Here is a 15,443-nt window from a genome sequence, read left to right as displayed (position 1 = left end):
GCGGTGGGCACGTGCGGTCGGGGGGCCCATGGCGGATGATGAGGGGCGGCGGCACGGGCGAGGGTCCGCCGCGGTCCGGCCCGCCTTCGCAGGACTGGGGAATTCCGCGCGGCTGACGTGGCGAGGAGACACCGTTGAAGATGCTGATCAACGTTCCGGAGACCGTGGTCGCCGACGCCCTGCGGGGGATCGCGGCCGCCCATCCCGAGCTGACCGTGGATGTGGAGAACCGGCTGGTGGTCCGGCGGGACGCGCCGGTGGAGGGGCGGGTCGCGCTGGTGTCGGGCGGGGGCAGCGGACACGAACCGCTGCACTCCGGGTTCGTCGGGCCGGGGATGCTGGCGGCGGCCTGCCCGGGCGAGGTCTTCACCAGCCCGGTGCCGGACCAGATGGTCCGGGCCGCGGCGGCCGTGGACAGCGGGCGGGGCGTGCTGTTCGTGGTGAAGAACTACACGGGCGACGTGCTCAACTTCGACATGGCGGCCGAGCTGGCCGAGGACGAGGGCATCCAGGTCGCCAAGGTGCTGGTGGACGACGATGTGGCCGTCCGCGACAGCCTCTACACCGCGGGGCGGCGCGGCACCGGGGCGACGCTGTTCGTGGAGAAGATCGCCGGGGCGGCGGCCGAGGAGGGGGCGCCGCTGGAGCGGGTGGAGGCGATCGGGCGGCAGGTCAACGCGAGCTCGCGCAGCTTCGGGGTGGCGCTGAGCTCGGTGACCACCCCGGCCAAGGGCGGCCCCTCGTTCGACCTGCCGGCCGGGGAGCTGGAGCTGGGCATCGGCATCCACGGCGAACCGGGCCGGGAGCGCCGCCCGATGATGACCTCCGGGGAGCTCGCGGACCTCGCGGTGGACGCGGTGCTGGAGGACCTGCCACCGGGCGGGCCGGTGCTGGTGCTGGTCAACGGGATGGGCGCGACCCCGCTGCTGGAGCTGTACGGGTTCACCGCGGAGGTGCACCGGGTGCTGGGCGAGCGCGGGGTGCCGGTGGCCCGCACGCTGACCGGCAACTACGTCACCTCGCTGGACATGGCGGGCTGCTCGGTGACGCTGTGCCGGGCCGACGAGGAGCTGCTGCGGCTGTGGGACGCGCCGGTGTCCACCCCGGCGCTGCGGTGGGGGCGGTGAGCGCGGTGGTGCTGGACACGGACGCCTTCCGGCGGTGGATGGCGGCCGCCGCGGCGGCGGTGGAGCGGGAGGCCGGGCATCTCACGGAGCTGGACGCGGCGATCGGGGACGCCGACCACGGGGCCAACCTCCGGCGGGGGTTCACCGCGGTGGCGGCGGAGCTGGAGAAGGGCGCCGCGGACTCGCCGGGTGCGGTGCTGACGCTGGCCGGGCGGCAGCTGATCTCCACGGTGGGCGGGGCCTCGGGTCCGCTGTACGGCACCCTGCTGCGCCGCACCGGCAAGGCGCTCGGGGACGCCGGGGAGGTCGGTCCCGGGCAGCTGGCGGAGGCGCTGGGCGCGGGGGTCGCGGCGGTCGGGCAGCTCGGCGGGGCGAAGGTCGGGGACAAGACGATGCTGGACGCGCTGGAGCCGGCGGTCGCCGCGCTGGCCCGGGCGGCGGACGGGCCGGGGGCGTACGCGGCGGCTGCCGAGGCGGCGGCGCGGGGCGCGGCGGAGACCGTGCCGATGCGGGCGCGCAAGGGCCGGGCCAGCTATCTCGGTGAGCGCAGCGAGGGCCATCAGGACCCGGGGGCGACCTCGGCGGCGCTGCTGCTGGCCGCGCTGGCGGAGGCGGCCGGTGAGGCGGACCAGGGAGAGGGGCGACGGGGATGAGCGGCGGGGTCGAGGGGCGGGTCGGCATCGTGCTGGTGTCGCACAGCGCCGAGGTGGCGGGGTCGGTCGCGGATCTGGCGCGCGGGCTGGCGGGCGGGGCGGGCACCCCGCTGGCGCCCGCGGGCGGGCTGCCCGGCGGCGGGTTGGGCACCAGTACGGAGCTGATCGCGGCGGCGGCCGCCTCGGTGGACGGCGGGGCGGGGGTGGCCGTGCTGGCCGACCTCGGCAGCGCGGTGCTCACGGTCAAGGCCCTGCTGGCCGACGACGAACTCCCCGACGGCACGCGGCTGGTGGACGCGCCGTTCGTCGAGGGGGCGGTGGCGGCGGTGGTCACGGCGGCGGCCGGCGGGGACCTGGACGCGGTGGAGGCGGCGGCCTCGGAGGCGTACGGCTACCGGAAGAAGTGACCCGGCGGGTGGCGGCCCGGGGGACGGAAGCGCCGGGGTGAGCGCCGGTACGCGGGTTGTGATGTACCTGGTCAACGCACTAGGGTCGCAGCGCCTTGGTGTACGGGAAATCCGGTGCGGTACCGGTGCGGCCCTCGCCACTGTGATCGGGAAGTCCGGCTCCACCCCCGGGGGGACCCCTCCGGGAAGCCACTGGACCGCCGCGGGAGACCGCCACGTCCGGGAAGGCGGAGCCGAGGCGGCATGACCCGTCAGCCAGGAGACCGGCCAGGGCGCGTTGTCCATCCACGAGGTGCTGGAGAGGGTCTCCCGACCATGCATATAGCCGAGGGGTATCTGCCCCCCGCGCACGCGGCCGCCTGGGCCGTCGCGTCTGCTCCGTTTGTCGTGCACGGAGTGCGCGCCCTGACCCGCGAGGTCCGGAGCAACCCGGAGTCGACACTCCTGCTGGGTGCCTCCGGGGCGTTCACCTTCGTCCTGTCCGCCCTCAAGATCCCGTCGGTGACGGGCAGTTGCTCGCACCCGACCGGTACGGGGCTGGGCGCCATCCTGTTCCGGCCGCCGATCATGGCGGTGCTCGGCACCATCACCCTGCTGTTCCAGGCGCTGCTGCTGGCGCACGGCGGGCTGACCACGCTCGGCGCCAACGTCTTCTCGATGGCGATCGTCGGGCCGTGGGCCGGGTTCGGCACCTACTGGCTGCTGCGCCGCTTCGGGGCGCCGCTGATGGTGGCGGTCTTCTTCGGCGCGTTCGCCGCCGACCTGTCGACCTACTGCGTCACCAGCGTGCAGCTGGCGCTCGCCTTCCCCGACCCGGGCACCGGTTTCGCCGGGGCGCTGGCCAAGTTCGGCTCCATCTTCGCGCTCACCCAGATCCCGCTGGCGGTCAGCGAGGGCCTGCTCACCGTGCTGGTGATGCGGCTGCTGACGCAGTCCAGCAAGGGCGAGCTGCTGCGGCTCGGTGTGCTGTCGAAGGTGACCGGCAAGGACAAGGGCGCGGGCCGGGCCGGCGCCTCGGGTGAGGAGAAGGAGGCGGCCGCGCGATGAGCCGCAACGCGAAGATCAACACCCTGCTGCTGCTCGTGGTGGCGGCGCTCGCCGTGCTGCCGCTGGCACTGGGCCTCGGGGACCACAAGGAGGAGCCGTTCACCGGCGCCGACGCGCAGGCCGAGACGGCGATCACCGAGCTGAAGCCGGACTACGAGCCCTGGTTCAGCCCGCTGTACGAGCCGCCCTCGGGCGAGGTCGAGTCGGCGCTGTTCGCCCTTCAGGCGGCGCTGGGCGCGGGTGTCCTGGCGTACTACTTCGGGCTGCGCCGGGGCCGCCGCCAGGGCGAGGCGCGGGCGCTGGCCGCCGCCGAGGGCACCGGGGGTGCGGCGGACGCCGCCGACGTGGGCCCGGCCGCGGCCCGGGGCACCGGGGCTGCCGGGTAAGCGGGTGCTGCCGATCGACGCGGCGGCGCACGCCGGCCGCTGGCGCCACCGCCACCCGGTGGAGAAGGCGGTCCTCGGATTCGGTCTGACGCTCAGCGCGGTGTGCCTGCCGGCCTGGCCGGGGGCCCCGCTGGTCGGCGCCGCGACCCTGGCGGTGCTGCTCGGCCCGGCCGGGGTGGCGCCCCGGCTGCTGTGGCGGGCGTTCCGCCTCCCGCTGGGCTTCTGTGTGACGGGGGCGATCCCGCTGCTGTTCCAGGTGGGCGGCGCCGCCGGAGCGGTGTCGCTCGCCCCGGACGGCCCGGTGCACGCCGGGCAGTTGCTGCTGCGCACCTCGGCGGCGTCCCTCGGGGTGCTGCTGTTCGCGTTCACCACGCCCGTGTCGGACGTGCTGCCGCGGCTGGTACGGGCCGGGGTGCCGGCGCCGGTGGTGGACGTGGCCCTGGTGATGTACCGAATCGGGTTCCTGCTGCTGGACACGGTGGCCAAGGTGCGCCAGGCGCAGGCGGCCCGGCTGGGGCAGGCGAGCCGGGCGGCGGCCTGGCGGTCGCTGGCCGGGCTGGGCGCCATCGCCTTCGTCCGCTCCTTCGACCGGGCGGCGCGGCTCCAGGAGGGCCTGGCCGGCCGGGGCTACGACGGCACCCTGCGGGTCCTGGTGCCCGAGGCGGCCCTCTCCCGGCGCTTCCTGGCCGCCACGGGGGCGCTGCTCGCCGCCCTGGTCGCCGCCACCCTCGTACTGAAAGGCCTTCTGTCATGACGTCCGTCACAGGCGGGCTGCCCGTCGTGGAGCTGGTGGGCGCCGGATACGCCTACGACGAGGGGCCCGCGGTGCTCAGCGGGGTGGACTTCGCGGTCGCCGAGGGCCGGGCGGTGGCGCTGCTGGGCCGCAACGGCAGCGGCAAGACCACCATGCTGCGGCTGCTCAGCGGCGGGCTGCGCCCGGACCGGGGGCTGCTGCGGCTGGCCGGCGAGGAGGTGGCGTACGACCGGGCCGGGCTGGTGCGGCTGCGCACCACGGTCCAGCTGGTGGTGCAGGACCCGGACGACCAGCTGTTCGCCGCCTCGGTCGCCCAGGACGTCTCCTTCGGGCCGATGAACCTGGGGCTGGCCGCCTCCGAGGTACGCGGCCGGGTGGACGAGGCGCTGGAGGCGCTGGACATCACGGCGCTCGCGGACCGGCCCACCCATCTGCTCTCCTACGGGCAGCGCAAGCGCGCGGCGATCGCCGGCGCGGTGGCCATGCGGCCCCGGGTGCTGATCCTGGACGAGCCGACGGCCGGGCTCGACCCGCACGGCCAGGAGCGGTTGCTGCGCACCCTGGACCAACTGCGCGCCTCGGGCACCACGGTGCTGATGGCCACCCACGATGTGGACCTGGCGCTGCGCTGGGCGGACGACGCGGCGGTGCTCACCCCGGCGGGCCCGCGCACCGGACCGGTGGCGGAGCTGCTCGGCGACCGGGACCTGCTGGCCGCCGCGGGGCTGCGGCGCCCCTGGGGCATGGCGGTCGCGGCGGTGCTGCGCGAGCGGGGACTGCTGCCCGAAGACGCCCCCGGGCCGCGTACCCCGGAGGAGCTGGAGGAGTGGGCGGCGACCGTACGAGGCGCCTGAGCCCGCCCCCGGGGGCACGGGCGGGCCGGAGGCCGGGGGCGGTGGTCGGAGGCCGGGGGCCGGGGGCGGTGGTCGGAGGCCGGGGGCTAGGGGCGGTGGTCGGAGGCCGGGGGCCAGGGGCGGTGGTCGGTAGAGTCGGCGGGCGGCGGCCGGGCGGACCGCGACGGCCGCAGCTGGTGCCGGGGGCTCGGCCGGACGGGCGGGTACAGCGGACGGGGGCACGGTGCGTCGCTGCGACCGGCTGCTGCACGGGCGCGGGCGGCGCACGGGCATGACCGCCACCGCACGCTGCGACGGTGGGGCCGCCCACGTCGCACGGGACGCCTCCTCCTCGCCGGGTGTGCCGGACCCCACGAGGAGGAGCAGCGGCGGCGGCTCACCGCGGGCGCGCGGGACCGGGCCGACCGGCGCGACTGCTCGGACCGCGGCGCCTCTCCCCCGGTCAGCCGGCGGCCGCGCCCGGGCGCAGCTCGGGATGCTGCTCGGCCAGGCGGTCGGGCGCGGCCTGGCGCCAGGAGTCCACCAGGATGTCCCACAGTTCGGCCGGGTCCTCCAGGGCGGCCAGCCGGACCCGGACCCAGGCGGAGCTCGCCTCGTGCGGCGGCACCCAGAACTTCTCCGGTTCGGCGGCGATGAGTTCCCTCCGCTCGTGCCGGGGACAGCGGACCGCGAACGAGGTCTGGTCGTCGGGGATGGTGAGGTACATCTTCCCGGCCACCCGGAAGGTGGGCATGCGCCAGGCCTCCTTCTCCACCGTCTCGGGGAAGGACAGGGCGGTACGGCGGACGTCCTCGGCATCGATCATGGCCACCACCGTAGCCAGCGCCACTGACAACGAGGGGCGGCCCCGGTCCCGGGCCCCGACCCCGGCTGTCCGGTTTTCGCTGATGCCAATGGGTGTACGGGGTTTGGGCGGAAAAGCCCGTCCTGACACGCTGGGTCACCGACGACCTGCTCGGCGGCCGCCCGCTCGCTCGCGGTGGCCGCCTCGTTTCCCCTGGAGGGACGATGGGCCCTGGGCACAGGCTGCGCGACGCGATCGCGGACCCCGGCACCACACCGCTGATCGGTATCCACGACATGTACTCCGCGTCGCTCGCGGCCCGGCACTACGACGGCTTCTTCCTCTCCGGGTTCGGGTTCGCCGCCTCGTACTACGGGCTTCCGGACATCGGCTTCATCGCCTGGCCCGACGTCGTGGCCTTCGCCGAGCGGCTGCGGTCGGCCTTCCCGGCGCAGCACCTGCTGGTCGACATCGACGACGGCTACGCGGATCCGGAGGTGGCCTGCCATGTGGTGCGGCGGCTGGAGCGGGCGGGTGCCTCCGGGGTGATCCTGGAGGACCAGGAGCGGCCGCGCCGGTGCGGCCACGCGGACGGCAAGCGGATCCTGCCGCTGGACGCGTACCTGGACAAGCTGCACCGGGTCCTGGACAGCCGGGACGAGCTGGTCGTGGTGGCCCGCACCGACGCCGTCGAGGAGGAGGAGATCCTGCGGCGCGCCGCGGCGCTGGCCAAGAGCGGGGCGGATGTCGTCCTGGTGGACGGGGTGCGCAGCGTGGCGGCGATCCGGCGGGTGCGGGAGGTGGTGGCGGACACCCCGCTGCTGTTCAACCAGATCGGCGGCGGCAAGTCGCCTCGGCTGTCCCTGACCGAGCTGACGGAGCTGGGGGTGGACGTCGCCATCTACAGCACGCCGTGCCTCTTCGCCGCGCACCAGGCGATCGAGGGGGCGCTCAGGGAGCTGAAGGCCTCGGACGGCCGGCTGCCGGCGCCGGGCGACGAGGGCGGCGGGGCGGTCGGGGTGCGGGAGGCCACGGCGCTGCTGGAGGCCAACCTCGGCGGAGGCCGCCGTACGGCGGCGGGGGCCTGACCCGCCCGGGGCGGCGGCCCTCGGGAGGCCGCGGGGTCAGGGGACGTCCGCCGGGGGCCGCAGCGCCTCCGCCGCGGCCCGGGCGACCTCCCCGGCGACCGCGGCCAGCGCCGGTGAGTCCAGCTTCCACTGCTGCCAGAAGAGCGGGACGTCCAGCGGCCGCCCGCCCGCCAGCGGCACCAGCTCGCCCCGCTCCAGCAGCGGCCGCGCCTGCACCTCCGGGACCAGCCCCCAGCCGAGGCCGGCCGCCACCGCGTACAGGAACCCTTCCGAGGTGGGCACCTGGTGGCGTACCCGGCTCGCCTGGGCCGCTCCCCCGGCCAGCGAGCGCACAAAGGCGTCCTGGAGGTCGTCCCGGCGGTCGAAGACGATCACCGGGGCCTCCCGCACCAGGGTCTCCACGGCGGCGCCGTCCGGGTGGCGGGCCTTCAGCGCGGGGCCGGCCACCGGGAGGTAGCGGAACAGTCCCAGCCGGCGCACCGTGCAGCCGGCGACCGGCTCGGGCGAGGAGGTCACCGCGGCCATCACCTGCCCCTCCCGCAGCAGCGCCGTGGTGTGTGCCTCGTCCTCGCGGTGCAGCTCGAAGCAGACCGGCGGGTCCTGGCCCACCCTGGTCAGCACCGGCAGGAACCAGGTGGCCAGCGAGTCGGCGTTCACCGCGATGGGCAACCGGGCCGGGCCCTGCCCGTCGTCGATGCCCAGCTCCTCGCGGGCGTCCCGTTCCAGCCGGGCCAGCTGGCGCGCGTAGCGGACCACGACCGCCCCGGAGGCGGTGGGCCGCACTGGCTTGGTCCGCATCAGCAGCACCCGTCCGGTGCGCTGCTCCAGCGCCTTGACCCGCTGGCTCACCGCCGAGGGGGTTACATGCAGGGCCGCGGCGGCCGCGTCGAAGGTGCCCTCGTCGACCACCGCGAGCAGGGTCCTGACCTGGTCCAGGGGAAGCTCGTCCATCACATCGGCTAAGGGTACGTAAGAATCTTTAGCTGTACTGACGGGAAGGATCCTTCCTACGGTCGTCTCCATGACCTACGGCACCTTCACCACCGCCCTGGCCGGCTTCGGCACCGGCCTCTCCCTCATCGTCGCCATCGGCGCCCAGAACGCCTTCGTGCTGCGCCAGGGCGTGCACCGGCAGGCGGTGCTCCGGGTGGTCGGGATCTGCGCCGTCTCGGACGCGGTGCTCATCGCCCTCGGCGTGGCCGGGGTCGGCGCCGTGGTCACCGCCTGGCCCGCGGCGCTGACGGCGGTCGGCGTGGCGGGCGGGCTGTTCCTGCTCGGGTACGGGGTGCTGGCCGCGCAGCGCGCCCTGCGCCCGGCCACCGGCGAGGGCCTGGACGCGCGGGGTGCCGCGACCGGTTCGGCGCGCGCCGCCGTACTCACCGCGCTCGCGCTGACCTGGCTCAACCCGCATGTCTACCTGGACACCGTGCTGCTGCTCGGCTCGGTGGCGTCCGACCACGGCACCGGGCGCTGGGTGTTCGGGGTGGGCGCCGCGCTCGCCAGTCTGCTCTGGTTCACCGGGCTCGGCTACGGCTCCCGCCTGCTGACCGGCCTGCTCTCCCGGCCGAAGGCCTGGCGGGTCCTGGACGGTGTGGTCGCCGCGACCATGCTGGCCATGGGCGGGATGCTGCTGGCCGGGGCCTGAGCGCCCGAGTGCGGGAGTAGATCAGTCGCGGGGCAGGGCCGTCAACGGGGCCGTTGAGCCGAGGGCGCTCCGGATGAGTGCGCGTGCTCATGCCGCCGCGCCGGAGTGGAACCACCATGAGGGGCCAGGACATGCCATGCCGGTCCGTCGCCTCCGCTTCCGCGCCCCTCCGACGAGGAGTGCCCCAGGCCCGGCTTCGCCGTCCCGCGCCTCCGCCCCGCCGCGCCGTCCCCGGCGGCCGCCCCCGGCCCGCTACCCCGGCGGAGGCTGCCCGCCGTGCCGGCCGCCCTGGCGGTGGCCGCGGTGGTCCTCTCGGCCTGGCACCCCGCGGACCCGATGACCTGGCTGCCGGAGACGGTGTGGGTGCCGGCCGGGCTGCCGCTGCTGGTGGTGCTGCGCCGGCGGTTCCCGATGCTGGAGTGGGCGGCCGCGGTGACCGGCGGGCACGCCGCCGACGCCTTCCTCGCCGCCCGGGGGGACGAGTGGGACACCCAGGGGGACAGGTGCTGCGCGCTGGTGGGCGCCTCGCTCGCGCTGCTACTGCTCAGCCGGGTGCACGACCGCCGGCTGGCCCTGCTGGCCCCGCCGGCCCGGCCCGAGGCGGGCACCGGATGACCCGATACGATCGCCGGTCATCCCGCCACGTCGTCCGCGACGACGTTCGGCCCCGGCCGGGTGCGCGCGCCCCAGCGGGCGAGAGCGGGACCGGCGGCGCCCAGTGCCGCGAAGAACGACGCCAGCAGCAGCCAGCCCGCCGTGCCGAGCCCCAGCACCACCGTGGTGAGGATCGCGGGGGCGAGAGCCTGGCCCGCGTTGAAGCCGAGCCCGAGAAGGCCCTGGTACTGGCCCTGGGCGTGGTCCGGGGCGAAACCGAAGCCCAGGGCGAATCCCGCCGAGGACTCCCAGACCTCTCCCAGACTGTGGACGAAGACCGCCGCCAGGACCAGTCCGGCCGCGGCCCAGACCGGGGCGTACGCCGCCAGCGCCATCGTCGGGCAGCTGACCAGGAACAGCAGCCCCGCCGTGCGGAACGCCCGGCCGCCGTCGTGCGGGGTCTCGATACGCGAGCCGATCCTGGTCTGCGTCAGCACACAGAAGAGGGAGTTGACGGCGAACAGCGCGGCCACCGTCCAGCGCGGCGCTTCGGTGTGCTCGGAGATCCAGATCGGCAGGAGCAGCGAGACCACCGGGTACTGCAGTCCCATGGCCCCGTACAGGGCGGTGAACACCAGGAACGGGCGGTCCGTGAAGGCGAGCCTGCGCTGCTGCCGCGGCGGCGCCGCCAGGACCGGATAGCGGGGCAGCAGGAGCAGCAGCACCGCGCACAGGCCGAAGCTCGCCGCGTTGCCGAGGATCAGCGTGACATAGGCGCCGCGGGTGCCCGCGGCCAGCGCGAGCCCCGCGCCCACCGTGCCCAGGATGACGCCCAGGTTGACGAACGTCCGCAGCTTCGCCCGGAACCGGGCCGGGCGTTCACCCCCGACCCGGACGACCAGCGCGCCCCAGGCCGCCCCGGCGACCGCCGCGGCGAGCTGGCCGGCCGTCGCGACGACCGTGAGCGCGGCCCAGCTCTCGACGAGGACGAGGGCCGCCATCGACACCGCCTGGACCGCGAGGGCCGCCATCATGACCGGGCGCGCGCCCCGCCGGTCGGCGAGATGCCCGCCCGGTATCCCCGCGCCCAGGCCGATCACTCCGGCGATGGTGAGCGCGGCGCCGACCTGCGCGGCGGGCAGGCCCACGATCAGGGTGAAGTAGAGCGCCGAGGCCGCGTTGAACAGGCCGTTGCCCACGCGGTTGGTGAAACTGGCGGCGATCAGCACGCGTTCCGGCCCGCTGTCCCCCGCCACGCGGCGTATTCCGCTGCCCGCCAGACCCCCCTTGATCATGGACGGCAGGCTAACAGCGCCCGCCGATCCGGTGGCGGGCTCAGGGGCCGACCAGGACGCCTGGGTTGAGGATGCCGTGCGGGTCGAGGGCGTCCTTGGCGGCGCGCAGGGCCAGGGCGAAGGGTTCGGGGCGCTGGCGGTCGTAGCCCGGCCGGTGGTCGCGGCCGACCGCGTGGTGGTGGGTGACGGTGGCGCGGTGGCGGTGCAGGGTCTCGGTCGCGGCGGACTTGATGTGGTCCCAGACGGCGACCTCCTCGCCGGGCCGACCGGCCGCCAGCACGGTGAAGTAGGGCGCGGCGCCGTCCGGGTAGACGTGGGTGAGGCGGCAGTTGACGGTGGCGGGGTGCCCGGTCGCCTCCCGCGCGGCCGCGGCGGTGGCGGCGCGCACGTCCTCCACGAGGCCGGGCAGCCGGTCCCAGGTGGCGGCGGTCTCGAACGTCTCCACCACCGCGCCCATCCGGGCCAGGCCGTCACGGAGGTAGGGCATCCGCAGGAAGGCGGACCGCCAGGCGCCGACCGCGTCCGGGCCGTCACCGCCGGGGCCGCCGGGACCCCGGGAGTCCTCGGCGGGGACGCCGTGGTGCTCCCGGGCCAGCTCCACCGCCGCGGCCAGCCGGGCCTCGACCGGGCCGGTGGCCGACTCGAAGCCCAGCACCAGGACGGCCGCACCGTCGCGGGCCGCACCGGAGAGCGCGGCCTCCCCGGCGTCCAGCAGGCGGCAGTTGGCGGGGGCGAGGTCGGACTGGGCAACGGCCCGCACCGCCTCAAGGCCGTCGGCGAACCGGCGGAAGGACACGGCGGCGGACGCCCTGTGGCGGGGCCGCTCCGCCAGCCGCATCCACGCCTCGGTGATGACCCCGAGCGCCCCCTCCGAGCCCAGGAAGAGGCGGTCCGGCGACGGCCCGGCGCCGGAGGCGGGCAGCCGCCAGGACTCGGCGGTCCCGGCCGGGGTGACCACCCGCAGGGACTGGACGAAGTCGTCGATACGCGTACGGCCGGTGGCGTAGTGGCCGCCCGCGCGGGTGGCGAGCCAGCCGCCCAGGGTGGAGAACGCGAAGCTCTGCGGGAAGTGGCGCAGCGTCAGGCCGTGCGGCCGCAGTCCGGCCTCCAGGGCCGGGCCGAGGATCCCGGCCTGGATCCTGGCCGCGCGGCCCGCGGTGTCCACCTCCAGCACGCGGTCCAGCCCGGTCAGGTCCAGGCTCAGTACGGCGCGGTGGGCGTCGCCCCGGTACTCCACTCCCCCGGTGACCGAGGAGCCGCCGCCGTACGGGACCACGGCCACGCCCCGGCCGCCGGCCCAGTCGAGCAGATCGGCCACGTCCTGGTCCCGGGCCGGGCGGGCGACCAGGTCCGGCAGGCGCCCGGGGCGGCCCCGCAGCGCGCGGATGACGTCCCGGTAGGCCTTGCCCATGGCGTGGGCGGCGCGCTCCGCCGGGTCCTCGGTCACCAGCCGGGCGAGGCTCGCCGGGGGCCGGACGGCGGGCGGACCGATCCGCAGGTCGGCCACCCGGGGCACCGGCAGCGGCTTGGCCAGAGTGCCGGGCAGCAGGGCGCCGAGCGCGGCGCACTCGGCGTCGTCGGGGTGGTCGTCGGCCCAGCCCCACCCCCACCAGGAGCGGGGGCGGGAGGGGTGGAGACCCGGGCTGTGCGTGTCGCTCATGGTGCCTGCTCTCGATGGGGAAAGCTGAACTTACCCGACGGTAAGTTACTGGATGGCAAATTACCGTATGGTAAATTCGCATCCATGACCAGACCCTCCGCACGGACGGCCGGCACCGGAAGCGCTCCCCGGGTCGGTACCAAGGGCGTTCCCCGAGCCGTGCGGGAGCGGCAGATCCTGGACGCCGCCACCGAAGAGTTCGGCCGGCGCGGCTACCACGCCGCCTCGCTCACCGCGGTGGCGGACCGGGTGGGCGTCACCAAGACGCTGCTGCACCAGTATTTCGGCGCCAAGCAGGACCTCTACCTGGCCTGCCTCACTCCGGTCGGCGACCGGGTGCTGGACGCCGTGCGCGCCGCCATGGCGGACGGCGGGGGCCGCGACCCGGGCACCCCGCTGCGGGTGCTGCACGCGCTGTTCACCGCCCTGGAGGGGCGGCGCGAGGGCTGGTTCGTGCTCTACGACCCCTCGCTGCCGGCCGACGGGGAGCCGGCCCGCCGCGCCGGGCGGTACCGCGCGGAGATCGACCGGCTCGCCGCCCTGGGCACCGCGGACCTGCTGGACGAGGACGGAGCCGTCGACCCGCTGGACGCCGACGCGCTGATGTACGCCTGGCGGGGGCTGGTCACCGCGCTGGTCCGCTGGTGGGTCAAGCACCCCGGCCAGTCGCCGGAGCAGATGGCGCGGCGCTGTGCCCGGCTGTTCGCCGTGGCCGGTGCCGCCTTCGCCGCCGAGCCGCCGACCGGGACATCCGCGCGCTGAACCGGCGCCGCACGGACCGTCCGGCGACCACGGCCACCGCGCCCGGCGCACAGCCCTCGACTGCGAGCGCGTCGCAGCTGGTGACCAGCGGTAACTCGGCGGTGGCCGCAGCGGGTTCGGCGTGCCATGGTGACTCCCATGGCGGAGCATCAGGCACCCGAGGCGCACTCCCACGGCCCGTCCCCGCATGCGGCGCACCACCGGTCCCGGCACGGGCGGTGGGCGCGGCTGCGCCACCGGTTGGCGCATCTCGCCGTACCGCACGGCCATGAGCCGGCCGACAAGGTGGACGGCGCCCTGGAGGGCTCCCGGGAGGGTCTGCGGACGCTCTGGCTGTCGGTGGCCGTGCTGGGGGCGACGGCCGTGGCGCAGGCGGCGGTGGTCGCCGTGTCGGGTTCGGTGGCGCTGCTCGGCGACACGGTGCACAACGCGGCCGACGCGCTGACCGCCGTACCGCTGGCGATCGCCTTCCTGCTGGGCAGGCGGGCGGCCAACCAGCGCTACACCTACGGCTACGGGCGGGCCGAGGACCTGGCGGGTGTGGTGATCGTGGCGGTGATCGCGGCCTCGGCGGCGCTGGCCGGGTACGAGGCGGTCGCCCGGCTGCTGGACCCCCGGGAGGTGGACCACCTCGGCGCGGTGGCGGCCGCCGCGCTGGTCGGCTTCGCGGGCAACGAGTGGGTGGCGCGCTACCGCATCCGCACCGGCCGGCGGATCGGCTCGGCCGCGCTGGTCGCCGACGGGCTGCACGCCCGCACCGACGGCTTCACCTCGCTGGCGGTGCTGCTGGGCGCGGGCGGCTCGGCGCTGGGCTGGCGGCAGGCCGACCCGCTGGTCGGGCTGCTGATCACGGCCGCGATCGCGCTGGTGCTGCGGGACGCGGCCCGGGAGGTGCTGCGGCGGCTGATGGACGGCGTCGACCCGGAACTGGTCGCCACCGCCCGGCGGACCCTGGCGGCGGTGGACGGGGTCCGGGGCGTGGGGCGGCTGCGGATGCGGTGGACCGGGCACACCCTGCGGGCCGAGGCGGAGATCGTGGTGGACGGCCGGCTGACCGTGGTGGCGGCGCACCGGCTGGCGGTACGGGCCGAGCACGCGCTGCTGCACTCCGTACCGCGGCTGGCGGCCGTCACCGTGCACACCGATCACGCACCGGAGGACGGGGACGAGGACCCGCACGGGGCGTTGGCCCACCACCAGGGCCGGGGCTGAGCGGCCCGGGCCGGATGGGCCGCCGACCGGGCGCCTTGCCTGTTGGTCACGCGCCCAATAGCATACGGGGATGCCGTCAAGCGCCCCGAGGAAGCGGATCCGCAAGTCGCCGGAGGACCGGCGGGCCGAGATCGTCGCCGCCTCCGCCGCCGTGGCCCTGGCCGAGGGCCTGGAGTGCGTCACCCTGCGCAGGATCGCCGAGGAGCTCGGCGTCCGCCCCGGGCTGATCAGCCACTACTTCCCGTCCGCCGAGAACCTGGTGGCGGAGGCGTTCGGCAGCGCGGCCGGCGGCGAGCTGGACACCCTGCTGCCGGCCGACCGCTCCGGGGCCTCGCCGCCGGAGCACCTGGCCGCCTTCCTGGCGCGGACCTCCGGCCCCGCGTACGACGCCGTGAGCCTGCTCTGGATCAACGCCCGCCATCTCGGCCGCTACCGCCCGGTCCTGGGCGAGCGGGTGGCCGCCCAGGAGGCGGCCTGGCGCGGCCGGCTGGCCGACCTGGTCCGCACGGGCACCGGGAGCGGCGACTTCCGCGCCGGCGACCCGGTCATCGCGGCCACGCAGATCCTGGTGGTGCTCGACGGCCTGAGCGCCAACGCCGGTATGCCCGAACTCCCGGCGGTGGTCGCCCGGATGGCCGTGACCACCGCCGAGCAGGCCCTCGGCCTGCCGCACGGCGCCCTCGACCCGCCCGCCGCCGGCTGACACCGGCGGGGGGCCGGGGGAAGGCGTCAGGCCCCCGGCGCCTGCCCCAGGGGGGACAGGGAGACGACCGCCTCGATGGTCTTGCCGGTGGGCGTGGTCCGGACGGCGACCGTCCGGCTCAGCCGCCGCACCAGGGGCCAGCCGAAGCCGCCCGGGGTGGTGACCGTCCCCGCGGTGTCCGTGCGCGGAGGGGTGGAGGTGCGGTCGCTGACACTGAGGGTGATGGTGCCGTCGCCGAGGACGGCACCGAAGGCGGTGAGCCCTCCGCCGTGCCGCAGGGCGTTGGTGACCAGTTCGGAGGTGACCAGCAGGACGTCGTTGACCACGGCGGCCGGCAGCGGCGACGCCGCGCCGCCGAGCAGCCGGCGTACCTGGTCCCGGGCGGCGCCCGCGGTGGCGGGTCGGTGGTCGCGGTCGGTGACCGTCCGTTGCGTCGTCATGCGTCCCTCCTGCGCGGTCGGCGCGCCCGTGG

18 protein-coding genes and 1 riboswitch are annotated in these 15,443 nt (G+C 76.1%); of the genes, 13 read left to right on the top strand and 5 right to left on the bottom strand.

What is annotated here, in order from left to right:
- Positions 1-134: 134 nt before the first annotated feature.
- The 7 genes from dhaK to M1O15_RS10310 all read left to right on the top strand — a co-directional run bounded on the left by dhaK (position 135) and on the right by M1O15_RS10310 (position 5,228).
- Positions 135-1,127: a dihydroxyacetone kinase subunit DhaK gene (gene dhaK / locus M1O15_RS10340; protein ID WP_248633062.1), complete on the top strand. Its 993-nt coding sequence runs from the start codon at positions 135-137 to the stop codon at positions 1,125-1,127.
- 8 nt (positions 1,128-1,135) lie between these two features.
- Positions 1,136-1,780, top strand: coding sequence for a dihydroxyacetone kinase subunit DhaL (gene dhaL / locus M1O15_RS10335; RefSeq protein WP_248633126.1), 645 nt, complete (start codon positions 1,136-1,138; stop codon positions 1,778-1,780).
- Entirely contained in the window at positions 1,777-2,187 is a 411-nt protein-coding gene (locus M1O15_RS10330) for a PTS-dependent dihydroxyacetone kinase phosphotransferase subunit DhaM (RefSeq protein ID WP_248633060.1), read from the top strand. The genes dhaL and M1O15_RS10330 overlap by 4 nt, the downstream gene beginning before the upstream one ends.
- A gap of 65 nt (positions 2,188-2,252) precedes the next feature.
- A riboswitch (cobalamin riboswitch) is annotated at positions 2,253-2,473 on the top strand.
- A 29-nt stretch (positions 2,474-2,502) separates the two neighbouring features.
- Entirely contained in the window at positions 2,503-3,234 is a 732-nt protein-coding gene (locus tag M1O15_RS10325) for an energy-coupling factor ABC transporter permease (RefSeq protein WP_248633058.1), read from the top strand.
- Positions 3,231-3,620 carry an energy-coupling factor ABC transporter substrate-binding protein gene (locus M1O15_RS10320; RefSeq protein ID WP_248633056.1) on the top strand — a complete coding sequence of 130 codons (390 nt, stop codon included), beginning with the start codon at positions 3,231-3,233 and terminating at the stop codon, positions 3,618-3,620. Before M1O15_RS10325 ends, M1O15_RS10320 begins: the two co-directional genes overlap by 4 nt.
- Positions 3,621-3,624: 4 nt before the next feature.
- Positions 3,625-4,374 carry a cobalt ECF transporter T component CbiQ gene (gene cbiQ / locus M1O15_RS10315; protein WP_248633050.1) on the top strand — a complete coding sequence of 250 codons (750 nt, stop codon included), beginning with the start codon at positions 3,625-3,627 and terminating at the stop codon, positions 4,372-4,374.
- Positions 4,371-5,228: an energy-coupling factor ABC transporter ATP-binding protein gene (locus M1O15_RS10310; RefSeq protein ID WP_248633049.1), complete on the top strand. Its 858-nt coding sequence runs from the start codon at positions 4,371-4,373 to the stop codon at positions 5,226-5,228. The genes cbiQ and M1O15_RS10310 overlap by 4 nt, the downstream gene beginning before the upstream one ends.
- 442 nt (positions 5,229-5,670) lie before the next feature.
- Here the strand turns inward: M1O15_RS10310 and M1O15_RS10305 are convergent, their stop codons facing one another.
- Entirely contained in the window at positions 5,671-6,033 is a 363-nt protein-coding gene (locus M1O15_RS10305; RefSeq protein ID WP_248633048.1) for an MmcQ/YjbR family DNA-binding protein, read from the bottom strand.
- A gap of 203 nt (positions 6,034-6,236) precedes the next feature.
- On the opposite strand from M1O15_RS10305, the gene M1O15_RS10300 reads away from it, so the two are divergent.
- Complete coding sequence (locus M1O15_RS10300) at positions 6,237-7,100, top strand: isocitrate lyase/PEP mutase family protein (RefSeq protein ID WP_248633047.1); 864 nt, start codon at positions 6,237-6,239, stop codon at positions 7,098-7,100.
- Positions 7,101-7,136: 36 nt separating this feature from the next.
- On the opposite strand, the gene M1O15_RS10295 is transcribed toward M1O15_RS10300, so the two are convergent.
- On the bottom strand, positions 7,137-8,051 hold the full coding sequence (locus tag M1O15_RS10295; protein WP_248633040.1) for a LysR family transcriptional regulator ArgP: 915 nt from the start codon (positions 8,049-8,051) through the stop codon (positions 7,137-7,139).
- A 70-nt stretch (positions 8,052-8,121) separates the two neighbouring features.
- On the opposite strand from M1O15_RS10295, the gene M1O15_RS10290 reads away from it, so the two are divergent.
- A complete protein-coding gene (locus M1O15_RS10290; protein ID WP_248633039.1) occupies positions 8,122-8,745 on the top strand; it encodes a LysE/ArgO family amino acid transporter in 624 nt (207 codons plus the stop codon).
- Between the two features lie 267 nt (positions 8,746-9,012).
- On the top strand, positions 9,013-9,360 hold the full coding sequence (locus tag M1O15_RS10285) for a DUF2238 domain-containing protein (RefSeq protein WP_248633124.1): 348 nt from the start codon (positions 9,013-9,015) through the stop codon (positions 9,358-9,360).
- A 17-nt stretch (positions 9,361-9,377) separates the two neighbouring features.
- Here the strand turns inward: M1O15_RS10285 and M1O15_RS10280 are convergent, their stop codons facing one another.
- Complete coding sequence (locus tag M1O15_RS10280; RefSeq protein ID WP_248633037.1) at positions 9,378-10,634, bottom strand: MFS transporter; 1,257 nt, start codon at positions 10,632-10,634, stop codon at positions 9,378-9,380.
- A gap of 40 nt (positions 10,635-10,674) precedes the next feature.
- Entirely contained in the window at positions 10,675-12,294 is a 1,620-nt protein-coding gene (locus M1O15_RS10275) for an FAD-binding oxidoreductase (protein ID WP_248633035.1), read from the bottom strand.
- A gap of 84 nt (positions 12,295-12,378) precedes the next feature.
- Between M1O15_RS10275 and M1O15_RS10270 the strand changes: the two genes are divergently transcribed.
- The 3 genes from M1O15_RS10270 (at position 12,379) to M1O15_RS10260 (ending at position 14,971) form a co-directional block, all read left to right on the top strand.
- On the top strand, positions 12,379-13,056 hold the full coding sequence (locus M1O15_RS10270) for a TetR/AcrR family transcriptional regulator (RefSeq protein WP_248633033.1): 678 nt from the start codon (positions 12,379-12,381) through the stop codon (positions 13,054-13,056).
- A gap of 138 nt (positions 13,057-13,194) precedes the next feature.
- A complete protein-coding gene (locus M1O15_RS10265) occupies positions 13,195-14,268 on the top strand; it encodes a cation diffusion facilitator family transporter (protein ID WP_248633031.1) in 1,074 nt (357 codons plus the stop codon).
- 70 nt (positions 14,269-14,338) lie between these two features.
- Positions 14,339-14,971 (top strand): TetR/AcrR family transcriptional regulator, encoded by a 633-nt coding sequence (locus tag M1O15_RS10260; RefSeq protein ID WP_248633029.1) that lies wholly within the window; start codon positions 14,339-14,341, stop codon positions 14,969-14,971.
- Positions 14,972-14,997: 26 nt separating this feature from the next.
- Here the strand turns inward: M1O15_RS10260 and M1O15_RS10255 are convergent, their stop codons facing one another.
- On the bottom strand, positions 14,998-15,411 hold the full coding sequence (locus M1O15_RS10255) for an ATP-binding protein (RefSeq protein ID WP_248633028.1): 414 nt from the start codon (positions 15,409-15,411) through the stop codon (positions 14,998-15,000).
- Between the last annotated feature and the right edge of the window lie 32 nt (positions 15,412-15,443).

The sequence above is a fragment of the Streptomyces lichenis genome, from assembly GCF_023218175.1.
Lineage (GTDB): Bacteria > Actinomycetota > Actinomycetes > Streptomycetales > Streptomycetaceae > Streptomyces > Streptomyces lichenis.
The sequence above is the reverse complement of the archived record's forward strand: the minus strand, read 5'-3'. Positions and strand labels throughout refer to the sequence as shown.